This is a genomic window from Variovorax paradoxus (assembly GCF_902712855.1).
Lineage (GTDB): Bacteria > Pseudomonadota > Gammaproteobacteria > Burkholderiales > Burkholderiaceae_C > Variovorax > Variovorax paradoxus_Q.
On record NZ_LR743508.1, the window covers coordinates 1,470,417 to 1,490,831 of the forward strand.

Here is a 20,415-nt window from a genome sequence, read left to right on the forward strand (position 1 = left end):
GGGCTCGCGGGCGTCTTTCCCGTCACGTGCGGCCGGCTGCCGCCCGTGCCTCGTTGCGCAGGTCACGGATCAGGTCGTGGTTGCGCTGGGCGGCTTGCGCCTGGGTGCTCACCACCTGGCGGACACCCTGCGGCAGTTGCTGCTTCAGCGCCTTGCGGTAGCGCGCCACCGCGACGTCCTCGCCGCGTTCGCACTCTTCCAGGATCGACAGTTCGCTGTTGGCGCCCACCGCTGCCTTGACCTGCACCCAGCCGCGGTGCAGCGCGCCTGAAGCGGTGCCGCCTTCGGCCGGCTTTCCGCCGTAGGACACGACCAGTTCGGCCAGCTGCGTCGCGGCACTGCGGCATTGGGCGGCACGGACGGAAAACACCTCCTGCAGGCGCGCGGACTTGACTTCCTCGGCGCAGGTGCGGAAGCCGGCTTCGCCGTCGCGCGTGTTCTCGATCAGGTCGTTCAGCACGTCGGCTACGTCGTCGTTGGATAGCGGTTCGCCTTCGGGAAACGCGGTGTCTTCCTCGCGCATGTAGAGCCGGTCGGCGCGCTCCCAGGCAGCGTGCGACGCAGGGCGCGCCTGTTCCCACGACAGCGAGGACGTGCCGCGGCGCGTTTCCCATTCGCGCGCCAGGGACGGCTCGACGGCCGCGAAGTCGTCGTCCACCACCGCGCGGCGGCTCCAGCCGAGCTCGTAGGCCGGCGCATAGTGCTCGTAGCTCAGGCCGGGTTCGTAGTACGGCTCGCGGGTGTAGGCGTCTTCCCAATGGCTGTGCTCCGCCGTCGGGTTGATGCGCTCCGCGGCCGCCTTGCCGCCGAGGCCGCCGACCACGGCGCCGACGAGCATGCCGGCGACCGCACCGGCGGGTCCGCCGACCGCACCGACGGCCGCGCCGGCCACTGCGCCTCCGGCGGCGCCTGCGCCGGTGCCCAGCGGATGGGCACCGGGCTCGCCGGTGATCGGGTCGAGGTTGAGGTCATCGCGACCGGTGGGCTTCGTGATCTGGGTCATGGCGTTCCTTGGATGGTGTGGAGTAAAGCTGGCGTGAAACGAAACGAGACGAGCTGTTCGCGTTGTTTTCTCCATGCTTGGCGGCCCGTGGGCACCGCCGGGTCGGCGGCTGCCGCCGGCTTCTGTAGTCCATCCCGTCACGGTGCGCCTGCCATCGCGCGCTTACCATCGGCACATGAACAACAAGAACAACAACATGGCATCGACAGGCGAACGGCCGCAACTCGTCGACATCGGCGTCAACTTCCACTCCGCGCAACTCGCGGCCATCACATCCCCCTTGCTGGCACGCGCGAAAGCGGCAGGCGTCGCGCAAATCCTGGCCACCGGCACCTCGCTCGCATCCAGCCGCCTGGCGCTCGATCTTGCAAGGGCGAACCCGGGCGTCGTGTTTGCGACCGCGGGCGTCCACCCTCACGATGCGAAGTCGTGCGACGCGCGCACGTTCCACGAACTGGTCGAACTCTGGAAGCGCCCGGAGGTCGTGGCGGTCGGCGAGTGCGGCCTCGACTACAACCGCAACTTCTCGACGCCGCAGGCGCAGCGCGCCGCATTCGAGCAGCAGCTGTCGATGGCCGTCGAAACGCGCAAGCCGCTCTTTCTCCACTGCCGCGACGCGTTCGCCGATTTCCACGACATGCTCGCGCCCGTGGTGGCTGCCGGTGCGCGCGGCGTCGTGCATTGCTTCACCGGCAACCGCGCCGAGGCGGAGGCTTTCCTCGAGATGGGCGTCGACATCGGCATCACCGGCTGGGTCACGGACCTCCAGCGTGGCCAGGCACTTCGCGAAGCCGTGCCGGCCATGCCGCTGGACCGCCTGCACCTCGAAACCGATGCGCCCTACCTGTTTCCCAAGAACACGGGCGCGCGCCGCGGGCACAACGAACCGGCGAACCTTCCGTGGGTGGCTGCCAGCGTGGCGGAACTCATGCAACGCGACGTCGAGGACATCATCCGCGCCTGCAGCGCGAACACCCGCCGGATGTTCGGCCTTCCGGACGCGTAAGGCGGTGCTTCATGGTGCACGCGTGCCGGCACAGGGAGCGTCTTCGCTGACAAGGACGGTCGATGCCGCCCCACCCGGGCAACGCCGCGAGCCGACTTCATTGGGTTCTTCGATCACTTTGTTTTTTCAAGGACCCGACATGAACCGTATCGCCACCGTATTTCTTTCGAGCTGCATCGCACTGGGCGCTGCGTCTGCCATGGCCCAGGCGGGAGGCGGAGGCGGCAGCGGCAGCGGTGGAGGAGGGGGCCCCGGTCTCAACAGCCCGGACAGCGGCGCCATGCAGCAGAAGCCCGGCACCTCCACCGGTCCCACCAGCGGCACGACCGCGCCGACGACCGCCAACCAGGGTGGCCGCGCATCGGGCGGCAACATGGCGAGCCCGAGGTCGTCGGACACGAACGGCATGGGTGCCGGCAAGAACCGCGACATGAAGTCGAACAAGGGAACGGGCAACAACACCCAGGGAACCGGCCAGGGGCAGACACCCAGCCCGCAATGACGGCCACGGCGCGCACCGCGCGCCTGCGCGAAGACGGGTCTCGGGGCGAACGCGCCGTGCCTGTCTTCGCCGGGCTTCGCTGTCCTTCGTTCAGTCGATGAAGGACGCCAGTTCTTCGGGCGAGCCCATCGGAAAGGTCTCCTTCAGCACGCCCAGGAATGCGGAAACGCGGCTGTTGAGCAGCCTGCGCGAGGGATAGAGCGCCCAGAGGGCAATCTCCGGCCCCTCGACATCGCCCCAGTTCAGCAAGGTTCCTGCTGCCAGGTCCCCGCTGACCAGCGACAGGGGCAATTGCGCGGCACCGACGCCCGCCCTGACCGCGTCGCGCACCATGAACAGCGAGGACAGGCGCAGCACGGGCTTCACGGCGATGCGCCTCGTGCGGGATGCGCGGGTCACGTTCCATGCCGGAGGCGTGTCGCCTGTGCCTCCACGCAGCACGGCAGGCACCGGTGCAAGGCCTGCGGGCCGCTTGAGATCCGGGCTTGCAACCACCAGGAGCCGGTCCCTCAGGAAGATACGTCCGATCAGCCGCGCATCGGGGTCCGGGTTGACGCGGATCACGAGGTCGTAACCTTCCTCGACCATGTCGACGGTGCGATCCTCGGTGGTGACCTCGAGGCGGACGTCGCGGTACTTCAGCGCGAACCGCCCGGCCAGCTTGCCCATCGCGGCCTGCGAGAACAGCAGCGGCGCGCTCACCCTCAACCTGCCGCGGGGCGCAGCGCCGCCCGATGCGATCGCGGCCGTGGTCTCCTCGAGTTCCGTCAGCAGCACCGAGGTTCGCTCGTGAAGCGCGCGGCCTTCCTCGGTGAGCTTCAGCGTGCGCGCGCCGCGTTCGAACAGGCGCAGGTCGAGGCCGCTTTCCAAGTCGGCGACCCGGCGCGACAAGGTCGCCTTGGGCCGGCCGGACTCCCGGGCAGCGCGTCCGAAGCCGCCGTGGCGCGCCACGAGGTTGAAGTCGGTGAGGGCAAGCAGGTCCATGTGTTCCAACAGTGAGACGAGGTATCCAAATATAGAGGCTATCGGACCGCCGCTGGAACTTTGAAGATCGAGGCTCCTTCAACGAACCGGAGCAATTCCATGACCATCCTCATCACCGGCGCCAGCGGCAACATCGGCCGCCAGGTCGTCCAGCAACTCTCCAGCCGCGGCGCGGCTGTGCGCGCCCTCGTGCGCGATCCGTCGAAAGCCGAATTTCCCGAGGGAGTCGAGGTCGTGCAGGGCGACCTGCTCGATGTCGAGGCCCTTCGCCGCGCCATGGCGGGGGTGTCGACCCTGTTCCTGCTCAACGGCGTCGTGCCGGACGAGTTCACTCAGGCCCTCATCACGCTCAACCTGGCGCGCGACGCGGGTGTCGAGCGGGTCGTCTACCTGTCCGTGATCCACAGCGACAGATACCTGAACGTGCCCCACTTCGCAGGCAAGTTCGGCGTGGAGCGCATGCTCGAGCAGATGGGTTTCGGGGCGACCATCCTGCGGCCGGCCTACTTCATGCAGAACGACCTCACGATCAAGGATGTCGTGCTCGGGCACGGCGTCTATCCGATGCCGGTCGGCAGCAAGGGGCTCGCGATGATCGACACGCGCGACATCGCGGAGATCGCCGCCCTCGAGCTGATGCGCCGCGACGCATCCGCGCCGCTGCCGCTGCAGCGCATGAACCTGGTCGGCCCCGACACGCTGACGGGCGCCGACGTTGCCGAGGCTTGGTCGGCGGTGCTGGGCCGCCCGGTCGTCTACGGCGGCGACGACACCGCAGGCTTCGAGAAGAACCTGCAGAACTTCATGCCGGGCTGGATGGCCTACGACATGCGCCTCATGAGCGAACGCTTCCTGTCGGATGGCATGAATCCCGAGGCCGGCGACGTGGAACGCCTGGTGGCGCTGCTGGGACGCCCGCTGCGCACCTACCGCGACTTCGCTGCCGAGCTTTCCGCCTCGGCCTGAGCGCCGGCACCCGCGACGCAAGACAAGGATTCCACATGATCCATTCGACCGCCACCGTGGCCGTGAACCCCCACGGCCAGACACCGCTCACCCGCGCGCAGGCCTGGAAGGGCCTTGAACTGAAGGCGCGCGATGCACGCCTCTTTCTCCCGCCGGGCCTTTGCACGCGCTGCGACGTCGTGGAAGAAAGCACGACCCACTTCGTGCGCGAAGCCACCATCGCAGGCGCAGACCTGCGCGAGATCATCACGCTCGAGCCGCAGCGCAAGGTCACCTTCTTCCAGGCGACGGGCCCGCGCGAAGGCGCGATCGTCAACGAGCTGTTCGAGGACGCGGCCGGTGAACTGCAGCTGCGGTTCTATTGCCTCCTCGGCCTGCGCGGCAAGGCGCCGGGCGGCCCCGAGGCGCAGGCCGAGCAGGCGCAGTTCGACAGCGCGGATCGGGGCTACCGGAGCGCGCTGCTGTCGACGCTCGCGCGCACGCGCGAACTGCTCGCCCAGGGCAAGCTGTGAGTGCGATGCCATGAACGCACACGACACCGCCGGCAACGGCAACAACAGCGGCAACGCTCGCACCGGCGGCGCAGGGCCGAGGCGAAGCAGGATCCTCGTGCTCGGCGCCACCGGCGGCATGGGGCGCCTGATCGTCCGGCAGGCGCTCGCACGCGGCCACGACGTCCATGCGCTGGTGCGCTCGCCGGACAAGGCGGCCGGCCTGGAGGGCGCATCGATCAGCGTCGCCGACGCGCGTGACGAACGCGCCCTGCGCCGCGCCCTTCAGGGCAGGGACGCCGTGGTGAGTGCGCTCGGAACGCCCGTCAGCCCCTGGCGGGATGTGACCGTGCTTTCATCCGCCACGCGGTCCCTCGTCGCAGCCATGCAGGCCGAAGGCGTCAGGCGGCTGGTTTGCGTCACCGGCATGGGCGCGGGCGACAGCGCCGGCCATGGCGGGTTCGTGTTCGACCGGCTGATCCTTCCTCTCCTGCTGCGCAAGGTCTACGCCGACAAGGACCGGCAGGAGACCCTCGTCCGGGAGAGCGGCCTGGACTGGGTGCTCGTGCGGCCCTCGGTGCTGAATGACAAGGCACCCGGCCCCGCCGTGCGCGCGCTCACGGACCTGTCGGGTTTCCATGGGGGAACCATCGCGAGGGCAGACGCAGCGGCATTCGTCCTCGACCAGGTCGAAGGCAACGCCTGGCTGCATCGCTCACCCCTGATTTCCTGGTGAGCGGCGCGGGCTGGCGTCGCGTGCCGCGAACGCACGCAGGGTCGCGGGGCGCGATGCCAGGTGCCTGCCGTGCCTAGGAACTCGTGAACACGAGGACCGAGCGCCCCGTCACCAGGTAGTCGGCGACGCCCGGTGCATCGCCGGTGCCGAGCGCCGGATCGGCCGTGTCGAGCCGCAGCGTCCACGCGCCCGCGGGCGGGGTCGGCAGCACGAAGGGCACCGGGTCCTGCCAGGCGTTGAACACCAGCAGCACGCTCGCGTCATGCGCTTCGACCGGAAGCGCCGATGCGGGCGCGCGGCCGTCGAGCAGCAGTGCGAACGAGCGCGTCTGCGGGTCTTCCCACTGCGGCGCCTGCATTTCCTCGCCTGCTGGCGTGAACCAGGTGGCATCCTTCGCGCCGATGCCTTCGTAGTAGGCGCCCGCCAGGAAGCGGTTGCGCCGCAGTGCAGGCAGTTCGTGGCGCAAGGCCAGCAGTCGCGATGCGAAACCGGCCAGTGCCTGCCCGGTCTCGCCGTGCGCGGCGGTCCAGTCGACCCACGAGATGGCGTTGTCCTGGCAGTAGGCGTTGTTGTTGCCCTGCTGCGAGCGGCCGAACTCGTCGCCTGCCAGCAGCATCGGCGTGCCCTGCGACAGCAGCAGCGTCGCGAGCAGGTTACGCTGCTGGCGTGCCCGGAGCGCCAGCACGGCTTCGTCGTCGGTGGGGCCTTCCACCCCGCAGTTCCATGAGCGGTTGTCCGAATGGCCGTCGCGGTTGTCCTCGCCGTTGGCCTCGTTGTGCTTGTCGTTGTAGCTCACGGTGTCCGCCAGCGTGAAGCCGTCGTGCGCGCTGATGAAATTGACGCTGGCCCACGGCCGGCGCCCGCGCTGGTTGAAGCGGTCGCCGCTCGCGGTCAGGCATTGGGCGAGCTTGCCGGCCATGCCTTCGTCGCCTTTCCAGTAAGCGCGCACGGTGTCGCGGAACTGGTCGTTCCACTCGGCCCAGCCGGGCGGGAAGCCGCCGACCTGGTAGCCGCCGGGGCCGATGTCCCAGGGTTCGGCGATCAGCTTCACGCTGGAGAGCACCGGGTCCTGCCGGCAGCTCTTGAGAAAGCCGCCGCCTTCGTCGAAGCCGTGCGGCTCGCGTGCCAGGATGGTCGCGAGGTCGAAGCGGAAGCCGTCCACGCGCATCTCGGTGACCCAGTAGCGCAGGCTGTCCATCACCATCTGCAACACGCGCGGGTGGCTCAGGTTCACGGTGTTGCCGGTGCCCGTGTCGTTGATGTAGTAGCGCGGCCCGGGCCCGTCGCCGTCGGGCATCAGGCGGTAGTAGCTGGCGTTGTCGATGCCCTTGAACGAGATCGTCGGGCCCAGTTCGTTGCCCTCGGGCGTGTGGTTGTAGACCACGTCGAGGATCACCTCGAGCCCGTGCGCGTGGAAGCGGTCGACCATGTGCTTGAACTCGTCGATGTGCGGCCCGTCCATGTAGCGCGGGTCGAGCGCGAAGAATCCGATGGTGTCATAGCCCCAGAAGTTGGTCAGGCCCTTCTCGAGCAGCGACGACTGGTTGAGGAACATCTGCACCGGCAGCAGTTCGACGCTGGTGACGCCGAGCGCGCGGATGGGCGCCAGCACCTCGTCGCGCGCCATGCCGGCGAAGGTGCCGCGGAAGTGTTCCGGCACCGCGGGGTGCTGCATGGTGAAGCCGCGCACGTGGGTCTCGTAGAAGACGGTGTCCTTCCACGGCACGCGCGGCGCGTCGGTCTGCGTCCACTCGAAACGCGAATCGACCACCACGCACTTGGGCATGAGCGGCGCGCTGTCCCGCTCGTCGAAGCTGAGGTCGGCGTCGGCGTGGCCCACGGTGTAGCCGAACAGCTCCGGACCCCAGCGCAGCTCGCCCATGTAGGCCTTGGCATAGGGGTCGAGCAGCAGCTTGTGGTGGTTGAAGCGATGGCCCTTCGCTGGTTCGTAGGGGCCGTGCACGCGCAGGCCGTATCGCGCGCCCGGCTGCAGGCCCGGCACGAAGCCGTGCCAGATCTCGTCGGTGTACTCGGGAAGCGTCACGCATCCGACCTGCGTGGTGCCGGCCTCGTCGAAGATGCAGACCTGCACCTTCGTGGCATGGGCCGAGAACACGGCAAAGTTCACGCCGTCGCCGGTAAAGGTCGCCCCCAGCGGGTGCGACACGCCCTCCAGCACTTCCAGGGGGAGGGGAGAGGATGAGGAAACGGACATGGGGCAGGGCTCCGGTGGTTGACGGTGTTTGAGGCGAGGGGCCACCGTAGTCTCCGCATGCCGGGGCCCGGTCCGCGTAGTGCTTTTTGCGCAGCCGGATGTAGGCGCCTTGCCGTACATGGACAGGCGCGGCACGCCGCAGCCGGTACGGACGTTCTTCATAGGCCGAACGGCCGTGCAGCCACGGCGACCGGAAATCGACACAATCGCGCCGTCCAATTCCGGAGTCATTCATGCTCGTGCGTTCCGTCCCCGCTCTTGCCCGGCTGCTCGCCGGTCCTGCACTCGCCGGCCTGCTGTTCCTCTCGACCGTCGCATCCGGCCAGGACCTTCCCGGCGCCAAGGACAACCCGCTGCTCAAGCGCTTCGCAGGCTCGACCATCGTCGGCTACGACTTCAAGCGCTTCGACGAATACCTGGTGCCCACGGGCACCTACAAGGGCTACGACACCACGTCCCGCAAGCGCAGCTGGACGAGCAGCGTGCCGGTCGAAGGGGCACTGACCCGGCTCTGGTACGAATCGCCTGGCGACACCTCCACGGCGGAGCTGATCCGCAACTACCAGAACGAAGTGCAGGCCGCCGGCGGCGTCACGCTCTACGACTCGGGCCGCGACGACAACTTCAAGAGCCGCAGCTGCTTCCTCTGTGCCTACAGCTGGAACGAGATCAAGACCAGCCGCAGCACGTACACCTTCTCGACGGCCGATGTCGGGACGGCGCGCCTGGCCAGCTTCAGGATTCCGCGGCCGCAGGGCGACCTCTACGTCGTCGTCGAGGCGGTGCAGTGGGCCAAGGACAGCAAGGACTACAAGGCAGTCAAGGGCGCCTATGCGGCGGTCGACATCGTCGAGGTCGGCGCCATGAAGCAGAACATGGTCACCGTCAGCGCCGGCGACATGTCCAAGGCCATCGCCGCCAACGGGCGCGTGGCGCTCTACGGCATCCTGTTCGACACCGCCAAGGCCGACATCAAGCCCGATTCGAAGCCTGCCCTGGACGAGATCGCCAAGCTGCTCAAGGCCGAGCCCGCGCTCAAGCTGCGCGTGGTCGGGCACACCGACAACCAGGGCGCGCTGGAGAGCAACATCGCCTTGTCGAAGCGCCGGGCGGAGGCGGTCAATGCGGCCCTGGTCGGCCAGTACGCGATCGCCGCCAGCCGGCTCGGCGCGTATGGCGTCGCAGACCTGGCGCCCGTCGCCAGCAACGCGGCCGAGGAGGGCCGCGCCAAGAACCGGCGCGTGGAGCTGGTGCCGCAGTAGGCGATCTTTTCCGTCTGCACGCGCTGCTGCGCCCGATGCGGCATGAAGGCAGCCACCGCCACGTCGGGCGCCGCAAGCATTCTGGGAGCGTCCCGCCAGCGCCAGTAGGCGGGCCGAGCTTCGCGCACGAGCGGGGTCAGCTTCGAACGTCGGTCATGCCTGCCCGTCGGGTCCCCATGCGCGAAGGGGCGCCCGGTCAGCGTTCGTTACTGCCGTCACGGCGCGGCAAATGCGATGCGATCCTGAGTCTCCAGCCCTCGAAGGGCGCGTCTGCAAAAGCCGCCATGCCGCCTTCGAACGACTAATATCCCTCGTTTACAAATGTCATGGCGAGCTCCATGCCGAGAGGAACATGATGAACATCGAGCAGACATGCGACGTCCTCGTGATCGGCGGCGGTCCTGCGGGCTCCACGGCCGCGGCATTGCTCGCGAAGCAGGGGCGCAAGGTGGTCCTGCTCGAGAAGGCGCACCACCCGAGATTCCACATCGGGGAATCGCTGTTGCCCGGAAACGTGGAGCTCTTCGAGCGGCTCGGTGTGCGTGAGGAGGTCGAGAAGATCGGCATGCCGAAGTTCGGCATCGAGTTCGTGCCGCCCGACCTCGACTATTGCAGCTACGTCGACTTCGCAGAAGGCTGGGACCCATCGAAGGGGTCGGCATGGCAGGTCAGGCGTTCGGAACTGGATGAACTGCTGTTTCGCAACGCAGCGCGATCCGGCGCGCAGACCCATGAAGGAACGAAGGTCACCGCGCTGGACTTCGATCAGGCAGGGGCCACCGTGCGCAGTCGGTCCGACGATGGCGTCGAGCAGACCTGGCGAACCAGCTTCGTGGTCGATGCCAGCGGCCGCGACACCATGCTCGCCACGAAGTTCAAGAGCAAGCAGAAGAATCCGGACCACAACAGCACGGCCTTGTTCGGTCACTTCACGGGCGCCCGCCGGCTCGAGGGCAAACGCGAAGGCAACATCAGCATCTGCTGGTTCGAGCATGGCTGGTTCTGGTTCATTCCGCTGGCCGATGGCACGACCAGCGTCGGCGCCGTGTGCTGGGCCTACTACCTGAAGGCGCGCGACAAGCCGCTCAAGGACTACTTCTACGACACCATCGCGCTGTGCCCGGAACTGGCCGACCGGCTCAAAGGCGCGACCCTGGTCGATGACAAGGTGCATGCGACGGGCAACTTTTCCTACTCGAGCACCCACGCGACGGGCGATCGCTATCTGATGATCGGCGACGCCTTCACCTTCATCGACCCGATGTTCTCCTCGGGCGTCTACCTTGCCATGCAGAGCGCCTTCGACGGGGCCCAACTGGTCGCGACGGCGCTCGACCAGCCCGAAAGACTGCCACTGGCGCGCCATGACCTCGAGAAGCGCATGCGCACCGGGCCGCGCGACTACTCCTGGTTCATCTATCGGGTCACCAATCCGACGATCCGGGACATGTTCATGCACCCGCAGGACATCTTCAACGTGAAGAAGGGCCTGATGTCATTGCTGGCGGCCGACATCCACCATGGCGCCCGGTACCGGCGCTCCCTGCTCATGTTCAAGGTGGTGTACTACTTCGTCTCCATCCTCAACTGGCGACGAACCTATGCCGGCTGGAAGCGGCATCGCTTCAACATTCGCGACACGGGCGCCCTGAACGGCGAAACGATCATGAAGGCGGAGTGATCCGCAAGGACCACGTCCGCCAGATCAACCCTTCGCAGCCGCGAGCGATTCCTTGAGGTTGCGCCGGCGCCAGGCCCAGGTCTTCACGGCCTGCGGCAGGATGCCCAGGCAAGACGCGTAATACGTCACCTTGAAGCCCCAGAAGCGCGGTCCGATGGGCGTGTCGCGGAACAGGTCGCCGGCCAGGATGGACAGCAGCGCCTCCTGCATGCGCCAGATGTTGCGCGGCGCCATGAACAGGCGGCGAATGGCCGGCGAGGTGATGCGGTAGATGAACCACGAGAACATCTTCGGGCCGTGCTTCATGACCTTCTCGTAGTGACGGAAGGCACGCTCGGCCTCCTTCATCTCACCCTTGAGCCAGAAGTCTGCAGCGGTGGCGGCCTCGAAACCGCTGTTCATCGCCAGGTACACGCCCGAGGAGAACATCGGGTCGACGAAGGCGTAGGCGTCGCCCACCATCATGAAGCGGTCGCCGCGGCAGAACGCGGAGTCGTAGGCGTAGTTGCCGGTGGAGGTGGCGCCTTCCATCAGCGTGGCGTTCTTCAGGCGGGCCGCCAGCTTGGGTGCGAGCGCGATGGTTTCCATCAGGAACTCCTCGAGCGAGCCCTTGCGGTTCTTGAAGTAGGCCGGCGAGGCCACCGCGCCGACACTCACGGTGCCGTCTTTCAGCGGGATGTACCAGAACCAGCCATGGTCGAACCAGAACAGCGAGATGTTGCCCTCGAAGCGGCCCGGCCGCCGCTCGGCATTGGCGAAGTGGCCGAACAGCGCCGCGCTGGCGTGCTTGCGGTTGCGGCGCTTGGCGTCGAACTGGTTCGACAGCAGCGTGTCGCGGCCGCTGGCGTCGATCACGAAGCGCGGGCGCCAGGCGGTTTCGGTGCCGTCGTCGGCCTTGACCTTGACCAGTGGCCGGTTGTCGGGCGTGCCCTTGCCGGCGTCCATGTCCACGCCCGTCACGCGATGCTGCTCGAAGGTGCGCGCGCCGCGCTTGCCGGCATGGCGGAACAGGAGTTCGTCGAATTCCGAGCGGCGCACGTGCACTGCGTAAGGGAAGCTCTTGTCCATCGCCTCACCGAAGTCGAAGTGGCTGTTGTGGTCGTGCCACGGCGAGACGAACTCCGCGCCGTGCTTCCTGATGCCGATGGCCTCGACCTCGGTACGCACGCCCAGCCGGTCGAAAAGCGGCATGTTCATCGGCAGCAGTGACTCCCCGATGTGGAAGCGCGGGTGCTGCGCCTTCTCGATCAACACCACGTCATGCCCCTTGTCCGCAAGCAATGCCGCCACTGTGGAGCCAGAGGGACCTCCGCCGATGACTACGACATCGGGCTCGGTGGTGACGAACTGTCCACTGCTCATATGCTGCTTCTCCGTGTTGGAATTGGTTTGTGAGGGGTCGCTGTTCGGTCGAACCCGGCAAGTTTAGGCGAGCCCGGAACGGCTGAACGCCATGCTCCGACCGGGACTTCCAGCGAACCAGCGTGGCCGTCGCGACCGTCAGCGGACGCTCCCGGTGGTGGGACCGAAGCTGCGGCGCACGAAGGACATCGTCCGCAGATCGCGCTGACCGGTGTTCGAGCCCCGCCGGTCCGGCGCCCACCGCCGGGGCGCAGCGGTAACATGTCTCCCACATGTCACATGGGGAACCGGACTTTTTTGCCAACCTGCGCGGCGAGCTGTCGAGTTGGCGCCTGTGGGTGGATCGCGCCATCGTGCTGGGGTACGCGATCTTTGCCGGGCTGTTCGTGGTGGGCTTCACGATTGCAGCCGATTGGGCATTCGCTCTCTTCGAGCACATCTATTCTGTCCATGGTTGGCTGGTGCTTCTGTGGACCCCCGCGCTCACCGCCGGCATCGTCTGGGTCACGAGGCGCTGGTTTCCCGGCGCCTCAGGCTCGGGAATCCCGCAGATCAAGGCGGCCCTCGATCCCGACCTTCCCCCCTCCAGGCGTGGTCGATTCGCTTCGCTGAGATTGACGGTCGCCAAGGTGGTTCTGGGGGTCGGCGGATTCGCCGCGGGCCTGTCCATCGGACGCGAAGGGCCATCCGTCCAGGTCGCTGCCGGTGTGATGCAGCACGCGCGTCGCTGGCTCTCTCCCCATTCGACGATCGATATGCGTTCGCTGCTGGTGGCGGGAGGTGCGGCAGGTATCGCCGCTGCCTTCAATGCACCCCTTGCCGGCGTGGTGTTCGCGATCGAGGAGCTCTCGGGCCGCCTGGAGGCTCGCTCCAGCGGCGTGATCATCACTGCCATCGTGCTGGCCGGCCTCGTCGCCGTCTCGGCGTTCGGCAACTTGAGCTACTTCGGCGTCATCAAGGTGCCGCGCCTGGGTTGGGACATTGTGGGGCCCGGCCTGCTTGTCGCACTCGTCACGGGCGTCGCCGGTGGCGTCTTTGCGCGGCTGATGATCGCGTCGCTGACAGGCGCGCCGCAGCGGCTGAACCGCTGGCGGGCGCGCTGGCCGATACGCTTCGCCGCTGCCGGAGGGCTGGTCGTCGCGTTGATCGGCCTCGCAAGTGGTGGAGCCACTTTCGGTGCGGGCTCGGAGACGGTCAAACACATGCTGGTCGGCAAGTACGAGTTGGCTCCGCTGTACTCGGTGCTGAAGTTGATCTCCACCTGGATCACCGCCTGGTGCGGTGTGCCCGGCGGAATCTTCGCGCCGTCCCTGTCGGTTGGCGCAGGGATCGGGAACAGCGTGGCGCAGTTTGTGGCTTCTGACCTTGGGCCGGCGCTCATTGCATTGGGCATGGCGGGATTTCTTGCCGCGGTGACACAAGCACCGCTCACCGCTTTTATCATCGTGATGGAAATGGTGGATGGCCATTCGATGGTGTTGAGTCTGATGGCGTGCGCGATGCTTGCCAGCCTGGTGTCGCGCATGATCAGCCGGCCGCTCTATGAGGCGCTCGCCGATCACATGGTCAAAGCGATCGCGGCCGAACCCGAGCCGGTAAAGAACGCCGCTGCCTGATTCGGACACGACCTGATTCGCTCCATATCTCGAGCGTCGGCAGCGGGGAACCAGGCCGCGAACAAGGCGGCCACTTTGGGAAGTGTCGAGAAGAACAGACCGGACTTCCGCTGTCGGCCGGAACCTGTCATTGGCGGTTCAAGCCCGGTTTCGCCGCGCGCAGCGCGCGGTCACCTTCTGTCGTCCGAAGAACCTGCCGAACGGTTAGGGATGCCGCCGGCGCCTGGCCTCGACTCACCGGGTGCGACCACCTCCGGCCAAGAGCATGAGATCGGTCGCCAGGCGGGCGCCGGTGCGGGCACCCGCAACCAGCTGCGCGCCCCGATAACATTGCGACCACATTTGTTTCGCAATTACACGATGCCGCCACTGCTCGCTCGCACCCGCCTACATCTCGCCTTGGCCATCGCCGTGCCCTTGATGCTTGCATCGTGCGGCGGCGGCGGCGGCTTCTCCTTCGGGCCCGTTCCTCCGTCCAGCGGCGGCGGAGGCGATACACCGTTGCCACCACCACCTCCTCCTCCTCCTCCTCCTCCTCCTCCTCCTCCTCCTCCTCCTCCTCCTCCCGCGCCCAAGTTCACCGTCGGCGGCTCCGTCACCGGCCTGGCAGGCGGCGGGCTGGTATTGCAGAACAACGCGGGCGACGACTTGGCCGTCGGAGCCGACGGCAGTTTCAGTTTCGGCACTGCGCTGGACGACGGTGCCGACTACGGCGTGACCGTGAAGACGCAGCCGGCGGCGCTGCAAGTCTGCGTGGCGAAACAGGCCTTCGGGAAGGTGGCGGGGGCGTCGGTGAGTTCGGTGACGGTCAACTGTTCGGAGGCCGGAGCCGATCGGTTCGGCTTTGCGGCCAACGAACAACCCGACTATCTGACTGCATACACCGTTTCTCCGGATGGCAGTTTGACGGCAGCCACCACGTACCCACTGGCAGGCGCACCCCAGCACGTGGCAGCGCATCCCTCCGGGAAAAAGCTCTACGCCAGCGTTTTCACCGGCACCCGAGGGGTCACCCAATACACGATCGATCCCGCCGGCCTGCTGTCGCAGAACCTCAATATCACCACCGGTGTCGGCGCAAGCCCGGTGTTTGTCGGCGTCGAACCCAAGGGGCGTTTTGCCTACGTGATCGGCGATGGGCAGATCCATCGGCTCCATATCGATGCCGCCACTGGCGACCTCGACAGCGCTACCGCCGTGGCCGTGGCCGGCGGCAACGGCCGCAAGCTGGGTTTCGATGCCGACGGGCGATTCGCGTTCGTGCCCAACGGCGCGTCGATCGAAGTGTTCCGCCTGGATCAGAGCACCGGCGTTCCGACTTCGCCACCTATGTCGGTCGCGCTGCCTGTCGGCGGCTTCGTCGACGTCGCGGCCGAGCCCAGCGGCCGTTTCGCGTACGTGAGCGCCGGCAGCAACCCCGGCACCCTGCTCGCTTATTCCATCGACCAGACCTCGGGAGCGTTCACTTCGATCGGTTCGGTGCCCTTGGGCACCACACCCTTTGGCATGGCCATCGATCCGACCGGACGCTTCGTGTACGTTGCGAACAGGAACTCTCACAACGTCTCGGCCTACGCCATCAACCCACGAACCGGCGCGCTGACAGCGGTGCCGGGCCAGCCGTTCTCGGTCGGAGCCAACACGCCCAACTCCGTGACCGTGGATCGCACAGGCCGGTTCGCCTACACGGCGAACCAGGGCAACAGCACGATCTCGATCTTCGAGATCGACCGGGCCACCGGCGCGCTCGCTCTGCAAGCTGCGCACCCGGCCGGAGCCGGCGGGCCGCAGTTCTTCGTGCTCACGAAGTAGCGCGGGCCCCGGCGCAGGTCCCGCGAAGCACCGACGCAGTTGGCGCTCATGCTCTGGACCCAGTCGCTGGGGCCGCTCGCGGCCTCCTGGACGCTGGGGAAGGTCGCGTACAACGTCGCGCACAGGCGAACATGGCGAAGGGCTTCGCGGCCAAGGCAAGCTGGCAGGCGCCGCCCGCGTGCCGGACCGGTCACGGCAAGCGGTTTCGCCTTGCCGGCCTGTGCGCAGGGACGCATGGGGTGCGCCGTGGCGAACATCATCTGCGCCTGGTCGCCGCGTCCCGGGCATTCGCCGCTGTTCGATGAATCGCCAACCCGCGACAGGGCCGCATCGGGCATCGTCGATTCGTTTGCCTCGACCTATACCAACAGCTGATTGATGCGGCATGGCCGCGCCATGTCTACTCCAAAGCACCGACCAACGAGCGCAAGATGGTCTGGCGACGAGGAGTCGCTTCGCTTCGCACGCAATGCCCGATGCGTTGCAGCAGCCATCGTGCGCTCACATTGCAACACCACTGGAGCCGCGAAATGCAACGACAAGTCATCCATACCGATCTGGCACCCGCAGCCATCGGCAACTACAGCCAGGCGATCCGCACCGGAAGCACCGTGTACCTGTCCGGGCAGATTCCGATCGATCCGAAGACGCAGAAGATCAGCGCCGCCAGCGCGGAGGAGGAGATCCACCAGGTGTTCTCCAACCTGCGCGCCGTGGCGGAGGCTGCCGGCGGTGACCTGGCGCACGTGGTCAAGCTCACTGTGTACCTTACCGACCTGGCGGATTCGCCCAAGGTCAACAGCATCATGGCCGAGTACTTCTCGCGGCCGTACCCCGCCCGCGTCGCGGTCGGCATTGCGAGCCTGCCCCAGGGATGCCGCGTCGAGGCCGACGCCATCATGGTGCTCGAGTGAAGCGGGCCATATCCCTGCGCCGGTGTCGCCAGACGGGCGATCGCGCATCACGCAAGGCATGCGGCAGCCGCCACCGGGCACACATCCGAACGGAGCAAGAGAACAATGCAAAAGACGGTCGCTGAACAATTCGTCGACACGCTGGTCACCGCCGGCGTCAAGCGCATCTACGGGCTCGTGGGAGACAGCCTCAACGGACTGACCGACGTGATCCGGCGTCGCGGCGACATCGAGTGGGTGCATGTGCGCCACGAGGAAGTGGCCGCCTTCGCGGCCGGCGCCGAGGCCCACCTCACGGGGTCGCTGGCGGTGTGCGCCGGCAGCTGCGGGCCCGGAAACCTGCACCTGGTCAATGGCCTGTTCGATGCCCACCGCTCGCGCGTGCCCGTGCTGGCGATCGCCGCGCACATTCCATCGGCGGAAATCGGTTCGGGCTACTTTCAGGAAACCCATCCGCAGACCTACTTCAGCGAATGCAGCCACTACTGCGAACTGGTGTCCAGCAGCGCGCAGATGCCGCGAACGCTGCAGATCGCCATTCGCGAGGCCGTGGGCAAGCGCGGGGTCTCGGTGGTGGTGATTCCGGGCGATGTGGCGATGCAGCGAGCCGAGGCGGCGCCGCCCATCGACATCGAGAGCCTGCTGCCGGCGCCGCCGGTGGTGACGCCGGCGCCGGCATCGCTGCGCCGGCTGGCCGACCTGCTCCACAGCGGCCGGCGCATCACCATGCTGTGCGGCGCCGGCTGCGCAGAAGCGCACGAGCAGCTCGTCGCGTTGGCCGAACGGCTGCAGGCGCCGGTGGTGCATGCGCTGCGCGGCAAGGAACACGTGGCCTGGGACAACCCGTACGACGTCGGCATGACGGGGCTGATCGGCGTGTCGTCGGGCTACTACGCGATGCGCGATTGCGACGTGCTGCTGATGCTGGGCACCGATTTTCCCTACCGCCAGTTCTATCCGCAAGGCGAGGGCGTGCGCATTGCCCAGGTCGACATACGCCCCGGGCAGATCGGGCGACGCGCGCATGTCGAGCTGGGCGTCGTCGGCGACGTGCGCGCCACCCTGGATGCGCTGTTGCCCTTGCTCGAGCACAACCCGCACGGCGATCACCTCGCGCGCGCACGGGCGCACCACGCACGCGGCGAACGTGCGCTGGACGAACTGGCCGCGATCACGCCAGACAGCCGCCGCATCCATCCGCAGCAGATCGTGAAGACGCTGAGTGACCTTGCGCAAGAGGATGCCGTGTTCAGCTGCGACGTCGGCCTGCCGACCGTGTGGGCCGCGAGGCACCTCCGCATGAACGGAAAGCGGCGGCTGATGGGCTCCTTCGTGCACGGCTCCATGGCCAACGCCATGGCCCAGGCCATCGGCGCACAGGCGACCTTCCGCCAGCGCCAGACGATCTCGCTCTGCGGCGACGGCGGCTTCAGCATGCTGATGGGCGACTTCCTCACCCTGGCCCAACGCGGGCTTCCGGTGAAGGTGGTGGTGTTCAACAACGGCGCACTCGGCTTCGTGGAGCTGGAGCAGAAAGCCACCGGCATCCTCAGCACCGGAACCGACCTGCACAACCCCGACTTCGCCGCCATGGCCGAGGCGGTCGGCATCCGCGGGATCCGGCTCGAACGTCCCGACCAGATCCGGGAGGGCATTGCCGAAGCGCTTGCGCACGACGGCCCCGTGCTGGTCGATGCGGTCGTCAGCCGCACCGAGCTCGCCATGCCGCCGGCGATCTCGAAGGAGATGGCGAAAGGCTTCTCGCTCTACATGCTGCAGGCGGTGATGAACGGCCGGACGGACGAAATCATCGAACTGGCCGCAAGCAACCTGTGGCGCTGAGCAAGCCCATCCCCCGATCGGCGATCCGACAAAAAAGCAAAGAGAGAACTGCATGACTGAACTATGGAAGATGACGGCAAGCCAGCTTGCCGGACTGGTGCGCGCACGCGAAGTGTCGGCACGCGAGGTTGCGCAAGATGCGCTGCAGCGCCTCGACGCCGTCAACCCGAAGATCAACGCGATCGTCGAATGCCGGCCCGACCATGTGCGCTGTCAGGCGGACCGCATCGACGCACTGCTGGCGCAAGGGCACGATCCAGGTCCGCTCGCCGGCGTGCCGGTCACGGTGAAGATCAACGCGGACGAGGCGGGCTTCGCCACCACCAACGGCACTCGCCTGCAGCGTGACCTCGTCGCCGCGCGCAACAGTCCGGCCGTGGACAACCTGCTGCATGCCGGCGCCTTGCTCGTGGGGCGCAGCAACTCGCCCACGTTCGCGCTGCGCTGGTTCACGAGCAATCTGGTCCATGGCAAGACGGTCAACCCCCGCGACCCGCGGCTGACGCCCGGCGGCTCGTCGGGCGGCGGCGCTGCAGCCGTCGCGGCAGGCATCGGCCCGATCGCGCTGGGCAGCGACATCGGAGGCTCGCTGCGCTACCCGGCGTATGCCTGCGGCATCCAGGGATTGCGCCCCAGCTTCGGCCGGGTGCCGGCGTACAACGCGTCGTCGCCGGAGCGCGGCATCGGCCCGCAGCTGATGTCGAGCACGGGCCCGATGGCGCGCAGCGTCGAAGACCTGCGGCTCGCGCTGGCCGCGATGTCGATGACCGACATCCGCGATCCCTGGCACGTGTCCCTCGCATTGGCCGGCAAGCCAATGCCCAGGCGCGTCGCGCTCTGCGTGCGTCCCGATGGCATCGACGTCGCCGCGGAGGTCGAGTCGGCGCTCAGGGACGCGGCGCGCCGTCTGGAAGACGCCGGATGGACCGTCGTCGAAGTGGAGCAGACCCCTTCGCTGCAGGCGCTCGCCGACATCCAGCAGCAGTTGTGGCTCGGCGACGGCTTCGCCAACCTGTCGGACGCGGTCGAGCGCGACGGCGATCCGGGTGCGCGCGCCGTGGTGGACGGTGTGCGCGGTGCCGTCGAAAAGATGCCGCCCGACATCGTGGCCAGTGCCTTGCTGCGACGCGCGACCGAGGCCCGGCGCTGGAGCCTGTTCTTCGAGTACTACGCGGTGATGCTGTTGCCGGTGTCGACCGAACTGCCGTTTCCCGACGACCTGGACCTGCAGGGCAGCGCGGGGTTCCAGCGCGTGTGGGATGCGCAGTTGCCCATGCGCGCCTTTCCGGCCATCGGCCTGCCGGGGCTGGCGGTCACCACGGGTTCCGTCGGCACTACGCCGGTTGGCGTGCAACTGGTCGCCCCGCGGTTCCGCGAAGACCTCTGCCTCGATGCCGGTGCTGACATCGAGGCGCGAGGCGCGCCGATCCCGGTGGTCGACCCGTCGTAGTCCGGCAGCGGGCCGCACCCGGACCGGCGGGGGCGTCCGCTCGGCACCGGGGAGAATGCGGCCGGAAACATCCTTGTGTCTGCGCGCCCGAAACCCCATCCATGAACAGCTACCTTGCCCTTCGAGACCGGAAGTTCGACGTCACCTCGGCGGTGGTGCGGAAGTCCGATGGACTCTGGCGCGTGGAGATCGAGACCGCGCCGAAGGAGTTCGACGGTGAGACGTGGTCACCTGCGCTCGCCCACCAGGGGCTGCGCATGCCGGCGCATGCACCGGCCGGACTGGCGGGCGCGACCACCTCGTGGAGAAGCAGCTCGGACGCCGCGTATCCGCATCCGGAACTGGCCCTGATGTACGTGTTCGGCCACCACGCTGTGTACGACGCGACACTGACGTTCGGACGCTTCAGCGAGGGACACATCGAACTGGTCTGGATTGGCCTCTGCGACGTGTTCTGGGCCGACGACTTCATGGAGGCGGTCCCGTTCGAATGCCGCTGCGTCGCGTCGGTGATGCACGGTTGACGGCGCGGCCCGGCCCGGGGGCGTGGCTGCAGATGAGCGCGATCGACGA

Annotated in this window: 18 protein-coding genes; 14 read left to right on the forward strand and 4 right to left on the reverse strand. The window is 67.5% G+C overall.

What is annotated here, in order from left to right; translation table 11 throughout:
- Positions 1-22: 22 nt before the first annotated feature.
- Positions 23-1,003: a ferritin-like domain-containing protein gene (locus AACL56_RS33415; protein ID WP_339094895.1), complete on the reverse strand. Its 981-nt coding sequence runs from the start codon at positions 1,001-1,003 to the stop codon at positions 23-25.
- Positions 1,004-1,178: 175 nt separating this feature from the next.
- Here AACL56_RS33415 and AACL56_RS33420 point away from each other — a divergent pair, with 175 nt between their 5' ends.
- Together AACL56_RS33420 and AACL56_RS33425 are read left to right on the forward strand one after the other, a co-directional pair.
- On the forward strand, positions 1,179-2,009 hold the full coding sequence (locus AACL56_RS33420; RefSeq protein WP_339094897.1) for a TatD family hydrolase: 831 nt from the start codon (positions 1,179-1,181) through the stop codon (positions 2,007-2,009).
- A gap of 139 nt (positions 2,010-2,148) precedes the next feature.
- On the forward strand, positions 2,149-2,511 hold the full coding sequence (locus AACL56_RS33425; protein WP_339094899.1) for a hypothetical protein: 363 nt from the start codon (positions 2,149-2,151) through the stop codon (positions 2,509-2,511).
- Between the two features lie 90 nt (positions 2,512-2,601).
- On the opposite strand, the gene AACL56_RS33430 is transcribed toward AACL56_RS33425, so the two are convergent.
- Positions 2,602-3,495, reverse strand: coding sequence for a LysR family transcriptional regulator (locus AACL56_RS33430; protein WP_339094901.1), 894 nt, complete (start codon positions 3,493-3,495; stop codon positions 2,602-2,604).
- 99 nt (positions 3,496-3,594) lie between these two features.
- On the opposite strand from AACL56_RS33430, the gene AACL56_RS33435 reads away from it, so the two are divergent.
- Genes AACL56_RS33435 through AACL56_RS33445 form a run of 3 tightly spaced genes read left to right on the forward strand, consistent with a single transcriptional unit; the run spans position 3,595 to position 5,688 of the window.
- The gene (locus tag AACL56_RS33435) at positions 3,595-4,461 is read left to right on the forward strand and encodes an SDR family oxidoreductase (RefSeq protein WP_339094903.1); all 867 of its coding nucleotides are present in this window, start codon (positions 3,595-3,597) and stop codon (positions 4,459-4,461) included.
- A gap of 35 nt (positions 4,462-4,496) precedes the next feature.
- Positions 4,497-4,973, forward strand: coding sequence for an AtaL-like protein (locus tag AACL56_RS33440; RefSeq protein WP_339094905.1), 477 nt, complete (start codon positions 4,497-4,499; stop codon positions 4,971-4,973).
- A 10-nt stretch (positions 4,974-4,983) separates the two neighbouring features.
- Positions 4,984-5,688 (forward strand): NAD(P)-dependent oxidoreductase, encoded by a 705-nt coding sequence (locus AACL56_RS33445; protein ID WP_339094907.1) that lies wholly within the window; start codon positions 4,984-4,986, stop codon positions 5,686-5,688.
- Positions 5,689-5,761: 73 nt separating this feature from the next.
- Here AACL56_RS33445 and glgX read toward each other — a convergent pair whose 3' ends face one another.
- Positions 5,762-7,903: a glycogen debranching protein GlgX gene (glgX, locus tag AACL56_RS33450; RefSeq protein WP_339094909.1), complete on the reverse strand. Its 2,142-nt coding sequence runs from the start codon at positions 7,901-7,903 to the stop codon at positions 5,762-5,764.
- A 233-nt stretch (positions 7,904-8,136) separates the two neighbouring features.
- Between glgX and AACL56_RS33455 the strand changes: the two genes are divergently transcribed.
- On the forward strand, positions 8,137-9,165 hold the full coding sequence (locus AACL56_RS33455; RefSeq protein ID WP_339094911.1) for an OmpA family protein: 1,029 nt from the start codon (positions 8,137-8,139) through the stop codon (positions 9,163-9,165).
- 355 nt (positions 9,166-9,520) lie between these two features.
- Positions 9,521-10,846, forward strand: a complete 1,326-nt coding sequence (locus AACL56_RS33460) for an NAD(P)/FAD-dependent oxidoreductase (protein ID WP_339095323.1) — start codon at positions 9,521-9,523, stop codon at positions 10,844-10,846.
- A gap of 24 nt (positions 10,847-10,870) precedes the next feature.
- Here the strand turns inward: AACL56_RS33460 and AACL56_RS33465 are convergent, their stop codons facing one another.
- Complete coding sequence (locus AACL56_RS33465; protein WP_339094913.1) at positions 10,871-12,208, reverse strand: NAD(P)/FAD-dependent oxidoreductase; 1,338 nt, start codon at positions 12,206-12,208, stop codon at positions 10,871-10,873.
- Positions 12,209-12,480: 272 nt separating this feature from the next.
- Here AACL56_RS33465 and AACL56_RS33470 point away from each other — a divergent pair, with 272 nt between their 5' ends.
- From AACL56_RS33470 to AACL56_RS33500, 7 genes are all read left to right on the forward strand, one after another.
- A complete protein-coding gene (locus tag AACL56_RS33470) occupies positions 12,481-13,824 on the forward strand; it encodes a chloride channel protein (RefSeq protein ID WP_339094915.1) in 1,344 nt (447 codons plus the stop codon).
- A gap of 399 nt (positions 13,825-14,223) precedes the next feature.
- Positions 14,224-15,636 (forward strand): lactonase family protein, encoded by a 1,413-nt coding sequence (locus tag AACL56_RS33475; protein ID WP_339094918.1) that lies wholly within the window; start codon positions 14,224-14,226, stop codon positions 15,634-15,636.
- A gap of 246 nt (positions 15,637-15,882) precedes the next feature.
- On the forward strand, positions 15,883-16,011 hold the full coding sequence (locus AACL56_RS33480; protein WP_339094920.1) for a hypothetical protein: 129 nt from the start codon (positions 15,883-15,885) through the stop codon (positions 16,009-16,011).
- Positions 16,012-16,166: 155 nt separating this feature from the next.
- Positions 16,167-16,550: a RidA family protein gene (locus AACL56_RS33485; protein ID WP_339094922.1), complete on the forward strand. Its 384-nt coding sequence runs from the start codon at positions 16,167-16,169 to the stop codon at positions 16,548-16,550.
- A 105-nt stretch (positions 16,551-16,655) separates the two neighbouring features.
- Positions 16,656-18,392 carry a ubiquinone-dependent pyruvate dehydrogenase gene (gene poxB, locus AACL56_RS33490; protein WP_339094924.1) on the forward strand — a complete coding sequence of 579 codons (1,737 nt, stop codon included), beginning with the start codon at positions 16,656-16,658 and terminating at the stop codon, positions 18,390-18,392.
- A gap of 52 nt (positions 18,393-18,444) precedes the next feature.
- Positions 18,445-19,842, forward strand: a complete 1,398-nt coding sequence (locus AACL56_RS33495) for an amidase family protein (protein WP_339094926.1) — start codon at positions 18,445-18,447, stop codon at positions 19,840-19,842.
- A 101-nt stretch (positions 19,843-19,943) separates the two neighbouring features.
- Complete coding sequence (locus AACL56_RS33500; RefSeq protein WP_339094928.1) at positions 19,944-20,366, forward strand: hypothetical protein; 423 nt, start codon at positions 19,944-19,946, stop codon at positions 20,364-20,366.
- The last annotated feature ends 49 nt before the right edge of the window (positions 20,367-20,415 follow it).